14 protein-coding genes are annotated in these 17,511 nt (G+C 75.4%); 4 read left to right on the top strand and 10 right to left on the bottom strand.

Going from position 1 to position 17,511, the window contains the following annotated elements; all coding sequences use genetic code 11:
- Window positions 1-162: 162 nt before the first annotated feature.
- The 3 genes from ettA (at window position 163) to OO48_RS03590 (ending at window position 3,123) form a co-directional block, all read left to right on the top strand.
- Entirely contained in the window at window positions 163-1,827 is a 1,665-nt protein-coding gene (gene ettA / locus OO48_RS03600) for an energy-dependent translational throttle protein EttA (RefSeq protein WP_033212708.1), read from the top strand.
- A 110-nt stretch (window positions 1,828-1,937) separates the two neighbouring features.
- Window positions 1,938-2,381 (top strand): thioesterase family protein, encoded by a 444-nt coding sequence (locus tag OO48_RS03595; protein ID WP_033212706.1) that lies wholly within the window; start codon window positions 1,938-1,940, stop codon window positions 2,379-2,381.
- A 40-nt stretch (window positions 2,382-2,421) separates the two neighbouring features.
- Window positions 2,422-3,123 (top strand): DUF8185 domain-containing protein, encoded by a 702-nt coding sequence (locus tag OO48_RS03590; protein WP_033212705.1) that lies wholly within the window; start codon window positions 2,422-2,424, stop codon window positions 3,121-3,123.
- A gap of 28 nt (window positions 3,124-3,151) precedes the next feature.
- On the opposite strand, the gene OO48_RS03585 is transcribed toward OO48_RS03590, so the two are convergent.
- From OO48_RS03585 to OO48_RS03540, 10 genes are all read right to left on the bottom strand, one after another.
- On the bottom strand, window positions 3,152-3,562 hold the full coding sequence (locus tag OO48_RS03585) for a globin (protein ID WP_033212704.1): 411 nt from the start codon (window positions 3,560-3,562) through the stop codon (window positions 3,152-3,154).
- Between the two features lie 86 nt (window positions 3,563-3,648).
- Window positions 3,649-4,788 (bottom strand): ABC transporter permease, encoded by a 1,140-nt coding sequence (locus tag OO48_RS03580; protein WP_081951882.1) that lies wholly within the window; start codon window positions 4,786-4,788, stop codon window positions 3,649-3,651.
- The gene (locus OO48_RS03575; RefSeq protein ID WP_033212702.1) at window positions 4,785-5,702 is read right to left on the bottom strand and encodes an ABC transporter ATP-binding protein; all 918 of its coding nucleotides are present in this window, start codon (window positions 5,700-5,702) and stop codon (window positions 4,785-4,787) included. Before OO48_RS03575 ends, OO48_RS03580 begins: the two co-directional genes overlap by 4 nt.
- 170 nt (window positions 5,703-5,872) lie before the next feature.
- A complete protein-coding gene (locus OO48_RS03570; RefSeq protein ID WP_033212696.1) occupies window positions 5,873-7,345 on the bottom strand; it encodes an FHA domain-containing protein in 1,473 nt (490 codons plus the stop codon).
- Window positions 7,346-7,388: 43 nt separating this feature from the next.
- A complete protein-coding gene (locus tag OO48_RS03565; protein ID WP_033212695.1) occupies window positions 7,389-8,717 on the bottom strand; it encodes a vWA domain-containing protein in 1,329 nt (442 codons plus the stop codon).
- A 49-nt stretch (window positions 8,718-8,766) separates the two neighbouring features.
- Window positions 8,767-10,011 carry a PP2C family protein-serine/threonine phosphatase gene (locus OO48_RS03560; protein ID WP_063830600.1) on the bottom strand — a complete coding sequence of 415 codons (1,245 nt, stop codon included), beginning with the start codon at window positions 10,009-10,011 and terminating at the stop codon, window positions 8,767-8,769.
- Window positions 10,012-10,013: 2 nt separating this feature from the next.
- Window positions 10,014-12,539 carry a serine/threonine-protein kinase gene (locus OO48_RS03555; RefSeq protein WP_033212693.1) on the bottom strand — a complete coding sequence of 842 codons (2,526 nt, stop codon included), beginning with the start codon at window positions 12,537-12,539 and terminating at the stop codon, window positions 10,014-10,016.
- Entirely contained in the window at window positions 12,532-13,872 is a 1,341-nt protein-coding gene (locus OO48_RS03550) for a hypothetical protein (protein ID WP_033212692.1), read from the bottom strand. The genes OO48_RS03555 and OO48_RS03550 overlap by 8 nt, the downstream gene beginning before the upstream one ends.
- Before the next feature lie 281 nt (window positions 13,873-14,153).
- On the bottom strand, window positions 14,154-15,104 hold the full coding sequence (locus OO48_RS03545) for a glutamate ABC transporter substrate-binding protein (RefSeq protein WP_033212690.1): 951 nt from the start codon (window positions 15,102-15,104) through the stop codon (window positions 14,154-14,156).
- Window positions 15,105-15,119: 15 nt separating this feature from the next.
- Window positions 15,120-16,514, bottom strand: coding sequence for a hypothetical protein (locus OO48_RS03540; protein ID WP_051731683.1), 1,395 nt, complete (start codon window positions 16,512-16,514; stop codon window positions 15,120-15,122).
- Window positions 16,515-16,924: 410 nt separating this feature from the next.
- Here OO48_RS03540 and OO48_RS03535 point away from each other — a divergent pair, with 410 nt between their 5' ends.
- Complete coding sequence (locus tag OO48_RS03535) at window positions 16,925-17,497, top strand: nucleosidase (RefSeq protein WP_033212688.1); 573 nt, start codon at window positions 16,925-16,927, stop codon at window positions 17,495-17,497.
- The last annotated feature ends 14 nt before the right edge of the window (window positions 17,498-17,511 follow it).

Here is a 17,511-nt window from a genome sequence, read left to right as displayed (position 1 = left end):
CCCCCCGGCACCGGGAGGCGGGGCCGTTCGCGTACCGGGCGCCCGCGGTCGGCGGCCCGGGAGCCGGGGGCGCCCACTCGGGCGTTCGGGGCCGCCTTGGCCTTACGGCACAATGGAAGGCTGCAAGCCGATTACTCACGACGACGCCGGAGCGATCTCAACGTGGCGGAATACATCTACACCATGCGCAAGGTGCGCAAGGCACACGGCGACAAGGTCATCCTTGACGACGTGACGCTCAGCTTCCTCCCCGGGGCGAAGATCGGCGTCGTCGGCCCCAACGGCGCCGGCAAGTCGACCGTGCTGCGGATGATGGCGGGCCTCGACCAGCCCTCCAACGGCGACGCCTTCCTCTCGCCGGGCTTCACCGTCGGCATGCTCCAGCAGGAGCCCCCGCTCGACGAGTCCAAGACGGTCCTGGAGAACGTCCAGGACGGCGTCCAGGAGATCAAGGGCAAGCTCGACCGGTTCAACGAGATCGCCGAACTGATGGCGACCGACTACTCCGACGAGCTGCTCGCCGAGATGGGCACCCTCCAGGAGGACCTGGACCACGCCAACGCCTGGGACCTCGACGTCCAGCTGGAGCAGGCCATGGACGCGCTGGGCTGCCCGCCCGGCGACTGGCCGGTCACCAAGCTGTCCGGCGGTGAGCGCCGCCGCGTCGCGCTGTGCAAGCTGCTGCTGGAGCAGCCCGACCTGCTGCTGCTCGACGAGCCCACCAACCACCTGGACGCCGAGTCGGTGAACTGGCTGGAGCAGCACCTGGAGAAGTACCCCGGCACCGTCGTCGCCGTCACCCACGACCGGTACTTCCTGGACAACGTCGCCGAGTGGATCCTCGAACTCGACCGCGGCCGCGCCTACCCGTACGAGGGCAACTACTCCACCTACCTGGAGACCAAGCAGACCCGTCTCAAGGTCGAGGGCCAGAAGGACGCCAAGCGCGCCAAGCGGCTCAAGGAAGAGCTGGAGTGGGTCCGCTCCAACGCCAAGGGCCGCCAGGCCAAGTCCAAGGCCCGCCTCGCCCGCTACGAGGAGATGGCGGCCGAGGCCGACAAGATGCGGAAGCTGGACTTCGAGGAGATCCAGATCCCGCCGGGCCCGCGCCTGGGCAGCGTCGTCATCGAGGTCGACGACCTCCACAAGTCCTTCGGCGAGAAGGTCCTGATCGACGGCCTCAGCTTCACCCTGCCGCGCAACGGCATCGTCGGCGTGATCGGCCCCAACGGCGCCGGCAAGACCACCCTGTTCAAGATGCTCCAGGACCTGGAGACCCCGGACAGCGGCACGGTCAAGGTCGGCGAGACCGTCAAGATCAGCTACGTCGACCAGACCCGCTCCAACATCGACCCGAAGAAGACCCTGTGGGAGGTCGTCTCCGACGGCCTCGACTGGATCAACGTCGGCCAGGTCGAGATGCCGTCCCGGGCGTACGTGTCCGCGTTCGGCTTCAAGGGCCCGGACCAGCAGAAGCCGGCCGGGGTGCTCTCCGGCGGTGAGCGCAACCGCCTCAACCTGGCGCTGACCCTCAAGCAGGGCGGCAACCTGCTGCTCCTCGACGAGCCGACCAACGACCTCGACGTCGAGACCCTGTCCTCGCTGGAGAACGCGCTGCTGGAGTTCCCCGGCTGCGCCGTGGTCATCTCCCACGACCGCTGGTTCCTGGACCGGGTGGCCACCCACATCCTCGCCTACGAGGGCGAGAGCAAGTGGTTCTGGTTCGAGGGCAACTTCGAGTCCTACGAGAAGAACAAGATCGAGCGCCTCGGCGCCGACGCGGCCCGTCCGCACCGCGCCAGCTACAAGAAGCTGACCCGCGACTGACCCCCGGGCACACCGGTCCGGCGGCCCGCCCCCGCGGGCGGGCCGCCGGACCGCGGCCCGTAGGCTGCCTCCGGGTACCTGCGGGTACGGAGAAATTCGAGGAGAACACCGTGGCTCGCCACATCTACGCCTGCCCCCTGCGGTGGTCCGACATGGACGCCTTCGGACACGTCAACAACGTGGTCTTCCTGCGCTACCTGGAGGAGGCCCGGATCGACTTCATGTTCACCCAGGCCGCCGAGGCCGGGGCCGGGGAGTTCGCGGGCGGCTCGGTGGTGGCCCGCCACGAGATCGACTACAAGCGTCCGCTGGTGCACCGCCCCGAGCCGGTCACCATCGAGACCTGGGTGACCCGGATCGGCGGCGCCTCGCTGACCGTCTCCTACGAGATCAAGGACGTGGCCGCGGACGGCACCGAGACGGTGTACGTCACCGCCTCCACCGTGGTCGTCCCCTACGACCTCGCCGAGGCCCGGCCGCGCCGGATCAGCCCGGTCGAACGTGAGTTCCTGAGCCGGTTCACGGACGAGCAGCCGGCCGGCTGCGCCGCCTGACCGGACTCCTCGCACCGCTGAAGAAACGAGCTGAACCCCGGTGACCGTGCGGACGACCCGACTCGACCTCGCCGACCGGCGGGAGGGCGCCGACCTGTCCGCCTTCCTCGGCCGGCTGCTGCGCTTCGACCGCGCCGCGGCCGTCCGGCTGCAGGCCGTGCCGGGCACCGGCGGCGGCACGGGCGGGGTGCTCGCGGTGTTCGGGCGGCTGCCGCTCGGCCGGTCCGCCGTCCTCGTGGTGCGCACCGTGCGGCTGGCCGGGCTGGACGCGGCCGCCGACCTGACCGTCTCCGCCGGGCAACTGCTGGAGTCGGTGGACGAGGAGGGCGCCGCGCTCGTCCTGCCCGCGCCGGTCACCGGCCCGTCCTGGGCCGGGCTGCTCCCGCCGCGCTCCGGCTGGCAGCCGCTCGGGCAGCCCCCCGTCGACCGGGTGGTGGGCGAAGTGCTCGCCGCCGTCGAGGAGTTCAAGCGCCGCACCGCCGAGGTGCCGGACCACCACCGCACCCGGCAGGCGGTCGACGCGATCGCCGACGAGATCTGGTCCCGGCCGCTGGGCACCGCCGAGGGACTGCCGCTGCGGGCCGCGCACGCCGCCCACGCGATCGGCTTCCTGCGGCCCGGCGCCCCGCTGTCCGCGTACCGGGCCGGGGCCTGGCTGCGGCTGGACGCCCCCGCCGGCTCCGTCCTGCTGCGCACCGAGGCGGCGCCCGGCGCCGGCCTGGGGCTCAGCCCGCTGCGCTGAGCAGCGAAGACCGGCCGGGGGACGGGGCCTAGCCCGCGGTGTTGATCATCGACGCGGCGGCGTACGTCATGTAGTTCCACAGCTCGCGGTCGGCCTCGGCGGGCAGCGCCAGCTCGTCCAGGGCGGCGCGCATGTGCTTCAGCCAGGCGTCGTGCGCGGCCCGGTCGACCTGGAACGGGGCGTGCCGCATCCGCAGCCGCGGGTGGCCGCGGCGCTCGCTGTAGGTGCGCGGGCCGCCCCAGTACTGCATCAGGAACAGGGCGAAGCGCTCCTCGGCGGGGCCGAGGTCCTCCTCCGGGTACATCGGGCGCAGCAACTCGTCCTGGGCGACACCGCGGTAGAAGAGGTGGACCAGCCGGCGGAACACCGCCTCCCCGCCGACCCGGTCGTAGAAGGTCTCCTCTTGTGCGGTGGTGGTCTCGCGCCCGGTCTCAGTCACCCGTCCATGGTCGCAGACGCCGACGGGGGCCGTACACCGGGACTTCCGGCGTACGACCCCCGTCCCGGAGGGTCGGGGAGCGGCGGTTACGCGTCGTCCCAGTTGAAGAAGCGCCAGGCGACGGCGGACAGCACCGCGGTGAAGGCGAGCAGGACGCCCATCGCGGGCAGCGCCTCGGCGAAGCCGCCGCCCTGGCTGAGCACCGACTTCGCCGGGACGATCAGGTAGCGCAGCGGCATCGCCCGGGAGACGTCCTGCAGCCAGCTCGGGGCGAAGTCCAGCGGGATGAACGCGCCGCCGAGGAAGGACATCGGCAGGATGATCAGCTGGTTCATGCCGTTCGCCGACTCCTCGGTCTTCGCCAGCGAACCGGTGACCAGGCCGATCGACATGAACGCCAGGGTGCCGCAGACCACCAGCGGGAGCACCAGCCACCAGTCGCCGGTGAGCTTGAGCCCGAAGTAGTCGATCTGCGCGACCGCCAGGAACAGCGCGGTCTGGGCGAGCGCGACCAGCACGCTGACCAGCACCCGGGCGCCGACCACGGTGCCCGCCGAGATCGGCGCCAGCCGCAGGCGGCGCAGCACCCGGCTCTTGCGCCAGGTGACCAGGGTGAAGGAGGCGCCGTAGACCGCGCCCATGGCGATGGCGTAGGCGAGCAGGCCCGGAGTCAGGTACTGGATCGGCTTGGTGGAGTCGTCCTCGACCTTGGCGGCGTCCAGCGAGTACTTCGGGGCGACGTTCGCCGCCGCCTGGTTGGCGCCCTGCACCACGGAGTTGACGATGCCCTGCACGGTGCCGGCCTTGACCTGGTCGGCCTGGCTGAAGCGGAGCACCAGGGTGCCGTCCGGCTTCTGCATGACCAGGCCGTCCAGGTCGCCCTTCTTGACCTTGGCGAGGGCGTCGGCCTCGCTCAGGCCGGTGGTGATCTCCAGCGCGTCCAGCGCGCCCTGGGCCTGGGACCGGGCGTCGTCCAGCACCTGGACCCGGCCGACCTCGGCGACCTTGACGTGGGTGCTGCCGCCGCCCTTGTAGAGGACGCCGAACAGCAGCAGGAACATCAGCGGCAGCGCGAGGGTGAAGAACAGGGTGCCCTTGTCGCGGACGAAGCCCAGCAGCATCACCCGGGACAGGCCGACGAAGGCGCTGCCCTTCTCCCCGTCGCCGCGGGCCGGGCCCGCGGCCGGTTCCGGGGCGGCGGTCCGGCTCGGTTCGGTGGCGGTCATGCCCGGTACTCCCGTCCGGTCAGCTGGAGGAAGACGTCCTCCAGGGTGGCGCCGCGGACCTCCAGGCCGCGCAGCGCGTTCTGCTCGGCCAGCACGGACAGGACCGGGCCGGGCTCGGCGGTGGACAGCGCCAGCGTGACGCCGTCGTCCTCCAGGTTGGAGTACACCGCGCCCGCGGCGGTCAGCAGTTCGCGGGCCCGGTCGGGGGCCAGCAGCCCGGACTCGATCCGGACCCGGACGGTGTCGTCGATCTCGCGGACCAGCGCGGCGGGGGCGCCGGTCTTCAGCACCCTGCCGTGGTCCATCACCGAGACGCGGTCGCAGAGCACCTCGGCCTCGTCCAGGTAGTGCGTGGTGAGGACCACGGTGCGGCCCTCGGCGTTGATGTCGCGCAGCAGGTCCCACAGGTTGCGGCGGGCCTGCGGGTCGAGGCCGGTGGTCGGCTCGTCCAGGAACACCAGCTCCGGGTCGTGCACCAGCGCGCAGGCGATGGACAGGCGCTGCGCCTGGCCGCCGGACATCTTGGAGGTCAGCACGTTCGCGGACTCGGTCAGCCCGACCCGCTCCAGCATCGCGTCCGCCGCCCTCGACCCGATGCCGTAGAAGGAGGCGAAGGTGCGGATGGTCTCGCGCGCGGTCAGCTTGTTGAAGAAGGCGGAGGCCTGGAACTGCACGCCCATCCGCGGCAGCAGCTTCGGGTTGCGCGGCCACGGTGACAGGCCGAGGATCTCGACCCGCCCCTCGTCGGCCTCCCGGATGCCCTCCAGGATCTCCAAGGTGGTCGTCTTGCCGGCCCCGTTCGGCCCGAGCAGACCGTAGAACTCGCCAGTCGCGACGGAGAGCGACACCCCGTCGACGGCCTGGACATCCCCGTACCGCTTCCGGATCCCGTCCGCGGTTATTGCTTCACTCATGGGCGGAAGCGTAGGGGCTGCGGCCCTGCCCACGGACACTTTTGTGCGAATTCTGAGCGTTCCGCGGCGGAACCGCGAACGGGACCGGCCCGCGGGCGGGGAGGCGGATCCCCGGGCCGCGGGCCGGTGGTGGCGCCGGGTCGGCTGACGTCGCGTCAGCCGGCGCGGCGTCAGCCCAGGCGCACCGTGATGGTGGTCCAGGCGCCGATGTGGATCCGGTCGCCGTCGTTCAGCGGGATCGCGGTGTGCGGCGGCAGGGTGTCCGGGCTGCCGTTCATGGTGGTGCCGTTGGTGGAGTCCTGGTCGACCACCACCCAGCTGCCGTCCGGCTGTTCGGCCAGCAGGGCGTGGTGGTGCGAGGCGCCCGGGTCCTCCGGGGAGACCGACAGGTCGATCTCCGGCACGGTGCCGCGCTGCTGGCTGCGCCGGCCGATCCGCAGCTGGCCGCGGCCGGTCAGCTGGATCCGCCGCTCGGCGGTGTACTGCGGGAAGAACAGCCCCGCCGCCTCCGGGCCGCTACGGGTCATCATGTCGGTGAAGTAGTCGTGGTCGGGCGCCACCACGGCGAACCAGGTGGCGCGCTGCTGCGGCGCACCGCCGGGCTGCTGCCCGGGCGGGGTGAGCCGGAACGACGTCCCCGACTCCGGGCCGGACTGCGGCGCCCGGCCCGGTTCGGCGTACACCGGGCCGGTGCGCTCGTAGTCGACGTCCGGGAAGCCCGCCGCCGGGGGCTTCTCGAAGCCCTGCGCGGGCGGGGCGGACTGCGCGGCCTGCGCGGCGGGGTAGCTCGACTGCTCGTACGGCGACTGCTGCTGCGGCTGGGGGCGCTCGTACGGCGACTGCTGCTGGTGCTGCGGCTGCTGGTGCGACTGGTGCTGCTGCTGGTGCTGGGGGTGCTGCGGCTGCTCGTACGGGGCCCGCTGCTGGGGCTGCTCGTACGGCGACTGCTGCTGCGGGGCCTGCGGCGGCCGCTGCTGCTCGTACGGCGGCGGGGCCGGGGGCTCGAACGCGGGCGGGGCGGCCGGGGGCGCGGCGGGCGGCGGGAAGCCGTAGCCCTGCTGCGGGGGGCGCTGGCCCTGCGGCGGCGCCGGCGGCGGCTGGTGGCCGAGCGGGCCGGGCGCCGCGCCCGGCGGGCGGGCGGAGGTGGCCAGGTTGTAGTCGTAGCCGCACTCCTCGCAGTACCGGCCGGTCTGCGGGCTGCGGCAGATCGGGCAGGTCACCAGGCCGGTGGTCGGCGGGGGCGGCGGCGGGGCGCCGTACGGGCCGGGCGCGCCCGCGGCGGGCCCGGTGGGGGTGCCGGCGGGCGGCGTCGCGGTGCGGCGCGGCTCGAAGTAGCCGCCGTTGCCGGCGGGCGTGCCGGACGGCGGGGTGCTGCCCGGGCCGACCGGCGGGTAGCCGGACGAGGTGTACGGGGGCGGGCCGGGCGGGCCCGGGGGCGGCGCGGACGGCCCGCCGGGGCGCTGGTGGCCGCCCGGCTGGCCCTGGGCGCCGGGCTGGCCCTGGGCGCCGGGGTGGCCACCGGGCTGGGCCGGGCCGTTCGGGAAGCCGGGGATCGCCAGGCCGGGCGGCGGCGTCATCGGGAAGCCGCAGTAGTCGCACCAGTCCTCGGCCTGTGACTCGTGTCCCCTAGGGCAGATCGGCATCAGGTCCCCACTCCAGCAGGTTCGGGTCCGGCGGGTGTCCGGCTCACTTCTTCACGCGCACGGTCTTGGTCGACCGGGTCTCGAGCGTCATCGAGTCGGCCTCGCTCACGTTCTTACGGAACCGAACGGTACCCTCCCGCTCGTCGACCACGTCCACCACCTTCCGCAGCAGCTTGAGGGTGCCCTCGTTGCCGCTGTCGTACGCCAGTTTCACGGCGGCACCCAGTTTGGCGCCCGCCCGTTCCAAGTCACCGGCCCGGTGGGCCTCCAGGCCGTCGCGGATCGAGTCGGCCAGCTCGGCCTGCCCGGTGTAGTGCGCGACCTGCGGGTTGATCCTGGTCGAGGAGGCCAGGTCGTCCGTCCACACGGCGCGCACCAGGCCCTGGCCGAGCACCTCGGCGGTGCCGTCGGGGTGCGGCAGGACCAGGCTGATCCGGGCCGCCAGCATCTCGCTGCCGACGGCCGCCGCCGGGACCTCCACGCACACGTGGTAGTCCCGGGACTCGTCGCCCCAGGACCCGGTCGGGTAGTCCCCGGCCCGCGGCCCGGCCTCGGCGCGGCGCCCGGTGAGGTCCTCGACGGCGGGCGCGGCCTGCTTGACGAACCGCACCCGCGCGCCCACCGGCGTCCACACCCGCAGGGCGACGTCGGCGACCTGCTTGCCCATCGCGGCGGACATCATGGCGCGGAAGTCCTCGGCCAGGCCGGAGGACTCGGCGACGATGTCGACGGTGCCGAGCAGCGCCGAGGAGACCCTCCGCAGCTCGGCGACCTCCCAGTCGGTGCCGACGCCCCGGCAGTCGGCGGTGAAGCACCCGGCGGCGGCGTCCAGGGCGCGCCGCAGGTCGGCGGGCTCCTCGTGCTCGTTGCGGCCGTCGGTGAGCAGGATGGCGTGCCGGATCGCGGCCTCCGGGCGGGAGGCGAACAACTGCTGCGCCTTGGCTATCCAGGTGCCGATCGCCGTCCCGCCGGACGGGGTGAGGCGGCGCAGCGCGACCTTGGCCTGCTCGCGGGTGGCGCGGTCGGCGACCGCGAGCCGGCCGTTGCCCGGGAAGACGTCCTCCGCGTGGTGGGTGCCGGCCACCACGGCGAAGGCGACGCCGTCGCGCAGCTCGTCGATGGCGGCGGCGGTGGCCGCGCGGGCGTCCCGCATCTTGGTGTCCGGGTGCTCCATGGAGCCGGAGCAGTCGATCACCAGGACCACGGCGGCGCTCGCCCCGGGAGCGCCGATCGGCCGGCCGCCGGAGGTGCCACCGCCGGTCGCGGTGACCGTGACGATGGCGTTGACCTCCTGGGATCCCTGGGCGAGGTACTCGTTCTGGAAGACGTCGACGTCGAACCGGGGCGCGTCGGGCTTGGACAACGAGGCCATGCGGAGAGCTCCTGTCGGAGGGTCGGTGGCGGTGCCGGTGGTGGACGGGTCAGTCTTCGGCGGGCGCGGCGGCGGTCGGCACCGCGGCGGGCGGCGCGGCGGGCGCGGGCGGTACGGGCGGCGCGGCGGCGGGCGGCGCGGCAGGTACGGCGGCGGGCGGCGCGGCCGGGGCCGGCGGTGCGACGGGCGGTGCGGGCGGTGCGGCCGGGCGCAGCGGCACGGTGGCATCCGGGTCGGCGGCGCGCGGCAGCGGCACGTCGAGCAGGGTGGCCTCGTGGACGGTCGGCGCGGTGGGCGGGTCGATCGGCAGGACGGCGACGGTGATGTTGTCGTGCCCGCCGCGCTCGACCGCGAAGCGCACCAGTTCCTGCGCGGTGGCCAGCGGTTCGGTCCGGGCGTCGGCGCGGACGAAGAACGCCAGGTCGGTGGCGGCCTCGGCGTAGTTCCACAGGCCGTCGGTGCAGATCAGCAGCACGCCGGGGACGTGCGGGGTGAAGCTGACGGTGTGCGGGTCGAGGTCCTCGGCGTCCGCGCCGAGCCAGCCGGTGATGGCGTGGGCGCGCGGGTCGGCGTACGCCTCGGCCTCGGCCATCAGCTTGGCGGAGACCATCCGGGCCGCCCAGGAGTCGTCCTCGGTGAGCCGGTACGGCTCGGCGGACTCGCGGTCGTCCGGGATCCAGTAGGCCCGGGTGTCGCCGACCCAGCCGATGGTGACCAGGCCGCCGGAGCTGATCGCGCTGACGTAGGTGCAGGCGGGCGCGTTGCTGTGCCGGCCGTCGGGGGCGGTGCCGTCGTGGGCGAGCGCGGTGACGGCCCGGTTGGCGGCGCCGATCGCCTCGCGCATCGCCTGGCCGGGCTCGCGGCCGGCCGCCAGCGCGGCCACCAGCGAGTCGGCGGCGGCGGTGACGGCGGTGGCGGAGGCCTCGTCCGGGCGGGAGGAGGAGGAGACGCCGTCGCAGACCACGGCGAGCACCACGGGCGCGCCGCCGGGGCCCTCGGCGGTGGCGACGGTGAACGCGTCCTCGTTGCGGTGGTGGCGCAGGCCGCGGTCGGAGACCGCCGCGACGCCGGTCAGCTCCAGTTCCTGGTGGTCGCGTTCGCGCGGCTGGGCCTGCCCGCAGCGCTGGCACCAGCCGTCCGCGAGCTCGGTGGCCCCGCAGTGCGGGCAGCTGGGCACGACGGGCAGGTCGCGCAGGGTCGGCGGCCCGGTCAGGGAGGTGCCGCAGGCCCCGCAGAACGCGTCCTGCGAGCCCAGCGGTTCGGCACAGTTCGGGCACTCGGTCTGCTGCGGCATGCTCACACCCATGTCCTGGGGCGGGCCCGGTTGGCCCGTTCCACCCACTCGATCCTCGTCTCGGCCCGGTCGGACAACCGGGCCAACATTCGGTAGGAGTGTTCCAGGGCGAGCCTCAGTTCCCGTTCCGCGGCGGGATGTCCCAGCACGGTCAGCGTGGCGGGCTTCCCGGCCGCCCCCGCCAGCACCCAGTTCAGCGCCGAGTCCAGTACCTCGACGGCCAGTTCCTCGCGCCGCCGGGCGTCCAGGGCGAGCGCGGTCAGCCGCTCCGAGCTGTCGGCGAGTTCGGCGGCCAGCGGCTCGGTGGCGGCCCGGCCGCGCAGCCGGGCCCGGACGGCGCCGATCCGGGCGGCGGTCCAGTGCGTGGAGCCCTCCGGGACGGCCTCCAGCGCGGCGACCGCGCCGTCCCGGTCGCCGACCGCGAGCCGGACCCGGGCCAGGCCGAACGCGGCGCCGACGAACGACCGGTCGACGGCGTTGACCAGGGCGTAGTACTCCGCGGCGGTCGCGGTGTCGCCGAGCAGTTCGGCGCAGACGGCGAGCGCCAGCTTGGGCGCGCTCTCGCCGGGCAGCGCGTCGTACAGCGCCTCGAAGGAGTCGCGGGCCTCGGCGGCCCGGCCGGCGGCCAGCGCGCTCAGCCCCCGGTGCCACACCACCCGCCAGTCGCCGGGGTGTTCGGCCTCCAGGGCGACCAGCGCCTCGGCGGCGGCCGCGGTGTCGGCCAGCTCCAGGTGGGTGCGCAGCACCCGCAGCCGCAGCTCCGGCGAGTCGGCGCCGGCCGTCCGGAGCGCGGCCAGCGCCTCGGCGGGGGCGGTGGCGGGCAGCGTGGCGAGCAGGCCCGCGTTCGGGTCGGCCGGGTCGGGCAGCGGCGCGGGCAGGGCCAGCGCGGCGGCCCGGGCGTCCGGCGCGTGCTCGGCCAACTCGGTCTCCACGACCCGCAGTTCCGGCCCGAACAGGGCGGAGGGCGCGGGCCTGGCCCGGCCGTCCTGGAGGCTCAGCACCTCGCGCAGCACGCCGGTCAGCTGCCCGGCCATCTCCTCGGCGGAGGCGAACCGGCGGGCCGGGTCCGGGTCGGTGGCGCGCACCAGCAGCCGGTGGAAGGACTCGTACCGGGCGAACACCTCGACCTCGTCCGGGCCCGGCAGTTCGTGCCGCCAGCGGTCGGTGTAGCCGCGGAAGTCGAAGGTCATCACGGCCAGCGTGCGGGCCACCGTGTACAGGTCGGAGGACGGCGAGGGCCCGGCGGTGGCGATCTCCGGGGCCTGGTAGCCGACGGTGCCGTAGATCGGCCCGTCGTCGTCGTGCCGGCGGACCGCGCCCAGGTCGATGATCTTGAGCATGTCGTCCGACTGGATCACGTTGTCCAGCTTGAAGTCGCAGTACACCAGCCCGCGGGCGTGCAGGTAGCCCAGCGCGGGCAGCGCCGCCAGCGCGTACGCCAGCGCCTGCTCGACCGGCAGCGGCTCGCGCCGGCCGTCCGGGCCCAGCCGCTCGTTGGCGAGGTCCTTGAGCGACTTGCCGCCGACGTACTCCATCACGATGTAGCCGTCGGCGACGCCGGTCCCCGCGTCCGGGTGCTCGACGAAGTTGATGATCCGGACGATGTTCGGGTGGTCGACCTCGGCCAGGAACCGCCGCTCGGCGATCGCCACCGCCAGCGCGTCCTCGTCCCCGGTGTCCAGCAGGCCCTTGAGCACCACCCAGCGGTCGTTCACCCGGCGGTCCACCGCCAGGTAGATCCAGCCCAGGCCGCCGTGCGCCAGGCAGCCCATCACCTCGTACTGGCCGCCGACCAGGTCGCCGCGCGCCAGCTTCGGGCTGAACGAGTACGGGGTGCCGCACTTGGTGCAGAACCCCTCCGGGCGGCCGGGGCGGCCGTCCTTCTCCCGGCCCACCGGCTGGTCGCAGCGCGAGCAGAACCGCTTGCGCTCCGGCACCTCCGGGTTCGTCAGCACCGCCCGCGCCGGGTCCGCGGCCGGCACCGGGGGGACCGCCACCAGGCCCGCGCCCAGGTTGCCGCGCCCGGCCGTGCCGGTGCCGCCCTTCGAACTGCGCACCGACACCGAACCGCCGCGCGCCGACCGGCCCGAACGCCCGGACCGGGAACGGCCCGAGACACCGCCGGACGGGGCGGAGGCCGGGGCGGAGGCGGGTACGGGTGCGGGTGCGGCGGCGAGGCCGCAGGTGTCGCAGTAGCCGTCCGGGTCGACCGTCCCCGTGCAGCCCCCGCGCCCGCACGCGTCGCCGGGGCCGGGCGGGGCCGCGCGCGGGCCGGGCAGCGGGACGGCGGCCGGGGCGGAGGCGGAGGCGGGTGCGGGTGCGGCGAGGCCGCAGGTGTCGCAGTAGCCGTCCGGGTCGACCGTCCCCGTGCAGCCCCCGCGCCCGCACGGGACGCCCGCCGCCGGGACGCCTGCCGCCGGGGTGCCCGGTGCGGGCGTGCCGCGTTCGGGGGCGAGCCCGCACTCGGTGCAGTAGCCGTCGGCGTCGATCTCCCCCGTGCAGTCCGGGCGGGCGCATGCCTCAGCCATCGGTGTCCTCCCCCTGTTCGGTGTCCTGGGCCTGCGGCGAGGGCGGCCGCGGGTGCGGCTGCCGTTCGGGCGCGCGCAGGGCCTGCTGGAAGCGGGCGACCGCCTCGGCGGCCGCCCGCAGGTCGCACGGGGCGCTCCAGAGCAGCCAGCGGGCCTTCTCGAAGCGCTCGACCACCTCCGGGTCCTCGGCCAGGCCGAGCCGGGCGGCCATCGCCTTGTACGCCTCCAACCGGCCGCGCAGTTCGGCCCGGACGGCGAGCGGCTGGGCGACCTCGGTGAGCGACTGCCTGGCCCGGCCCAACTCCTTGGCGGCGGCGTTCTCCAGCGCGTCCAGCAGCGGTCCGAGCCGGTGCCACTGGCCGGTCTGCTGGAAGCCGACGGCCTGGCCTATCGCCTCGCGCAGCGCGGAGGGCGGGCCGGGCACGGCGGGCACCTCGGTCGCGGCGATCTTCGCCAGCACCTCGCCGCGCGCCCGGCGGGCCTCGGCGAGCGTCAGGTCGGCGCGCTGGAGCAGGTCGGCGACCTGCTGGAGCCGCTCGTGGGACTCGTCGCGCAGCCGCAGCAGCCCCTCCAACTCGACCCGTATGTCGTCGAGCCGGCGGCCCATCCGGTCGAACCCGGAGGTGTCCACGGCGCCGGTGGGGGAGGCCCAGGCGGTGTCCTCGGCGGCCCGGCCGCGCTGCGCGGGCACCCGGCTGGGCCGCCACAGCGCCAGCGGGTCGGCCACCACCAGGGCCCGCAGCGCGGTCAACTGCTCGGCCAGTTCGGACAGGTCGTCGGCCACCGGGTGCCCGCCGGGGCGGACCCCGACCGAGACGGCCAGCATCTGGACCCGGCCGAGCTCGGTGAGCAGCAGGTCGATCCGGGCGGGCAGCGCCGACCAGACCGCGTCGACGGCGCTCACCACCTCGACCACCACCGCGTACCAGCCGTTCATCCGCTCCAGCAGCTCGCTCAGCGTGATCTGCTCCACCAGCCGGGCCGAGGAGGCGAGCTGACCGGACGGGTGGGGGAGCCGGCCGCCGGAGACGGTCACCGAGCGGCCGGCCAACAGCTCGCCGAGCTCGGCGAGTTCGGCCGCGGTGGGCCGGTTGCGCCGGGAGCGGACCGCCCGGGCCGAGGCCAGCGCCTCCGCGTACCGGTCGAACAGCGCCCACAGCAGGGCGACGCCGCCCTCGGCGACCGCCCACCGCTCCCGGGTGCGCCCGGACAGCTCGGCGCCGGTCAGCAGCCGCAGCCCCGGGTGGTCCTGGAGCGCCAGCAGCGCCGCCTCGACCGCGTCGCGCTCGGCTCCCAGCCGGGCCAACGCGCGGTCGACCTCCTCACGGTTCATCACCGGGCGGGTCGTTCCGGCCAATGCGGTTCCTCCTCTCGGCCACGGTCGTGGTGACGGGGCGCCGGTCCTGGGGCGGTCGGAGCGACGGCCCGTCGGCCGCCAGTCTCCCCGACGCCCGGCACCGGGCGGACGGCGGTCCCCCGGATTGCCGCACCGGATTCCGCTCCGCACCGCCGCCGTCGGCTCCGCCGCCGCCCCCGCCACGGACGTCCGCACCGCTCCCGTCACCGCTCCCGTCACCACGCCCGCCCCCGCCGCCGGCGTCCGAGCCCCGCCGTTCACCACGGCCGGTACGGGCCGGGATCCCCCATGCCGGGCCGCAGCCAGGTGTCGTAACTGGCCTGCCAGCCGCCGCCGGTGCGCCACTCGGCCAGCACCTGGTTGACCCAGGCGATCAGGTCGGTGTCGTTCTTGTTCATGCCGACGCCCATGTACGTGGGCAGGAAGGGCTCGCCGGCCAGCTCCATGGTCTGGTCCTGGGCGACCATCGCGGCGGCCAGCGAACTGTCCGACAGGGTGGCGTCCGCCTCGCCGAGTTCCATCAGCACCAGGCAATCCAACTGGTTGTCGGGCGTGACGACCGAGGCGGCCCCGTGCGGGTTCGCCTTCAACTCGCCGTGCGAGGAGGAGTTCAGCGCCGCGCAGACCCGCTTGCCGCCGAGCGCCTGCGCCACGCTGCCGGCGTGCGCGGCCTTCGGCGCCACCACCCGCTGGGAGACCCGGAAGTACGGCGCGGAGAAGGCGATCTGCTCCAGCCGCTCGCAGGTGATGGTCATCGCGCGGGCGATCAGGTCGATCGGCTGGGGCTGCTGCTGGAGCAGCTTGACCCGGTCGGCGGTGGCGACGGTCTTCAGCACCACCTTGTTCCCGTCACCGAGGACCGACTTGGCGACGGCGCGGGCCAGGTCGATGTCGAAGCCCTGGATCTTGCCGGTCTGGGAGTCCCGGTAGCCCCAGTTGTAGGCGCTCTGGTCGACGCCGACCACCAGGTAGCCGCGCTTGCGGATCTCCTGGATCTTCGCCCCGACCCGCTCCCCGGGCGGCAGCGACGCCCCGGTGTCGCAGTTCTCCGCCCCGACCGCCTCCGCCGCCGCCACCGCGTTCCGCGGTGCGCCCGCCGGCCCGACGGCGGGCGCGCCGCCCGCCCCGGCGGCGGAGCCGCCGGTGCCGAGCAGGCCCGCCAGCAGTGCCGCGGCCGCGAGCAGCGTTCCGGTCCTCGCCCTGCGCATCCTTCGCTCCCCCCGTTACCGGTACTCGGCCAGTCGGCGCCCGATGCCGCGCGCCGTCCCGCCGACCGCCAGCGCGGCCAGCAGCGCCGCCGCCACCGCCTGGACGGTCAACCCTCCGTCGACACCGCCCGCGGCGGCCTCGAACGCCGTCTGCTCGGCCTGCCCGGCCCGCTCCCAGCGCTGCCCGGCGGCGTTGAACGCGGCCTCGGCGGTGTCGTCCCGGCCCGGGGCGAGCGTCTTGCGCAGCGTCCCCTCGTAGTCGCCGGCCTCGTCGAGCTTCGCGGCGTCCGCGTGCCGCCGCTGCCACTCCTCGAACCACTGCCGCGCGTCGGCCAGTTGCGCCCCGGCCCGGCCGGGCGCCGCGGCCGACAGCCCGGCCACCGAGCCGGGGCCGCCGGCCGGGGCGGTCAGCGACTTCGCCAGCGCGTCCCAGCGCCCGTCGTACGCCTCGGTGGCGCCGCGCGAGACCAGGTTCAGGATCTCCGCGGTGTGCGCCTGCATCGCCTCCACCCGGACCCGGTTCAGCGCCCGCAGCGGGTCGATGCCCTGGGTGCGGGCCTGGTGCAGGCCGGTGCCGGCCGCCACCGTGCCGCCGGCCGTCCACACCAGCGCGGCCAGCACCGCGGCCGAAGCGGCCAGCAGGCCGGGGTTGAACACCCGGTTGGTGCGCCGGAACAGCACCACCTGGTAGCGGCCGAGCGCCGCCAGCGCCGAGGCGCCCAGCGCCAGCGCCGCCCACGGCACTGCGGCCGCCGCGTCGTAGTCGCCGTCGAGCGCGGCGGCCTCGGTGTCGGCGAGTCGCTGCGCGTTCGGCAGCACCGTCTGCTGCATGAAGTCCGAGGCGTAGCGCAGGTACGCCCCGCCGAGCGGCAGGCCCTCCCGGTTGATCGCCCGGGCGGTCTCCACCAGGCCCGCGTAGCGCGGCAGTTGGCGGCTCAGATCGGCCAGCCGGCGCTGCGCCTCGGTGGAGGCGCCGCTGCGCGCGGCGGCCTGCGGGATCAGCCGGGCGGCGGTCTCCAGGTCGTCCTGGTAGCGCTTGCGCAGCTCCGGCGGCTCGGCCGAGGCCATCAGGAAGCCGGCGGCGGCGGTGGCGTCGGCGTCCGCCAGCGAGCGGTACAACTCGGCCGCGTCCTGGCTGAGCGGCTCGCTGCGGGACGCCAACCGCCGGGCCGCGGCGGCCCGGTCCGCGGACTGCCAGGCCGCGACGGTGCCGAACAGCAGCACCAGCGCGACCAGCACGGCGCCCGCCGTGCGCAGCCGCCCCGGCGGGGTGCGGGCCGCCGTGCGCAGCCGCCCCAGCGGGCCGGAGAACCGGCCGGACGGCAGGGCGGCCGGCAGGGTCGCGGCCGGCTCGGGCGCGCGGCCCGGAGGCGGCGCGAGGACGCCCCCCTGTGGTGTCTGTGCGGCCACCGTTCCCCCTCGGCTCCACCGGCCCCGTCTCCGGGCAGTATCGCCACGCGCGGCGCCGCACCGGCCGGAGTTGGTCTGCTGTTCGCCCGGCGGTGACCGATCTGTGCCCGACCGGCGCGCACCCGCGCGCCCGGCATGCACCCGCGCGCCCGGCATGCACCCGCGCGCCCGGCGCGCGTCGGCCGGCCCCGTGCGCGCCCGGCTCGCGTCCGTCCGGCCCGGTCCCGGCCCCGGCCTCGGCCCGGTCCCGGCCCCGGCCTCGGCCCGGTCCCGGCCCCGGCCTCGGCCCGGTCCCGGCCCCGGCCTCGACCCGGTCCCGGCCCCGGCCTCGACCCGGCCCCGGCCCCGGTTCGACCGCTCGTCCGGCCGTCCCGCCGGGCGCCGTCGACGGCCCTCGTAAGCTGGGCGCCATGCGTCTGACCGGAACCGTCACCCCCGACCGCCCGCTGCTCGTCGTCGCCCTGCCCGAGGAGGCCGCGTACCTCGACGGCGACCTGCCGGTGCTACTGACCGGGATGGGCAAGCTCAACGCGGCGGCCGCGCTGGCCGCGCTGCTGGCCGGCGGCGAGCGGCCCGCCGCCGTCGTCAACCTGGGGACCGCGGGGGCGCTCCGGCCGGGGCTGGGCGGTACGCACGAGATCGGGCGGGTGCTCCAGCACGACCTGGACACCCCGCTGCTGGAGCGGCTCACCGGCCGTCCGATGGACGGCCCGATCGACCTCGGTCCGGCCGGCCCGGTGCTGGCCACCGGTGACCGCTTCGTCTCCGCCGACGCCGAACGCGACCTGCTGGCCCGCACCGCCGACCTGGTCGACATGGAGGGCTACGCGGTGGCCACCGTCGCCCGCCGGGCCCAGCTCCCCGTCCGGCTGGTCAAGCACGTCAGTGACGAGGCCGGCGACGGCGCGGTCCGCAGCTGGCGGGAGTCCGTCGACGACTGCGCCCGGCTGCTCGCCGACTGGGCCCGCACCCACCTCGGCTGAGCCCGGGAACGCCG

Source organism: Kitasatospora phosalacinea, from assembly GCF_000716545.1.
Lineage (GTDB): Bacteria > Actinomycetota > Actinomycetes > Streptomycetales > Streptomycetaceae > Kitasatospora > Kitasatospora phosalacinea.
This window is presented reverse-complemented; position numbering and strand designations above follow the sequence as displayed.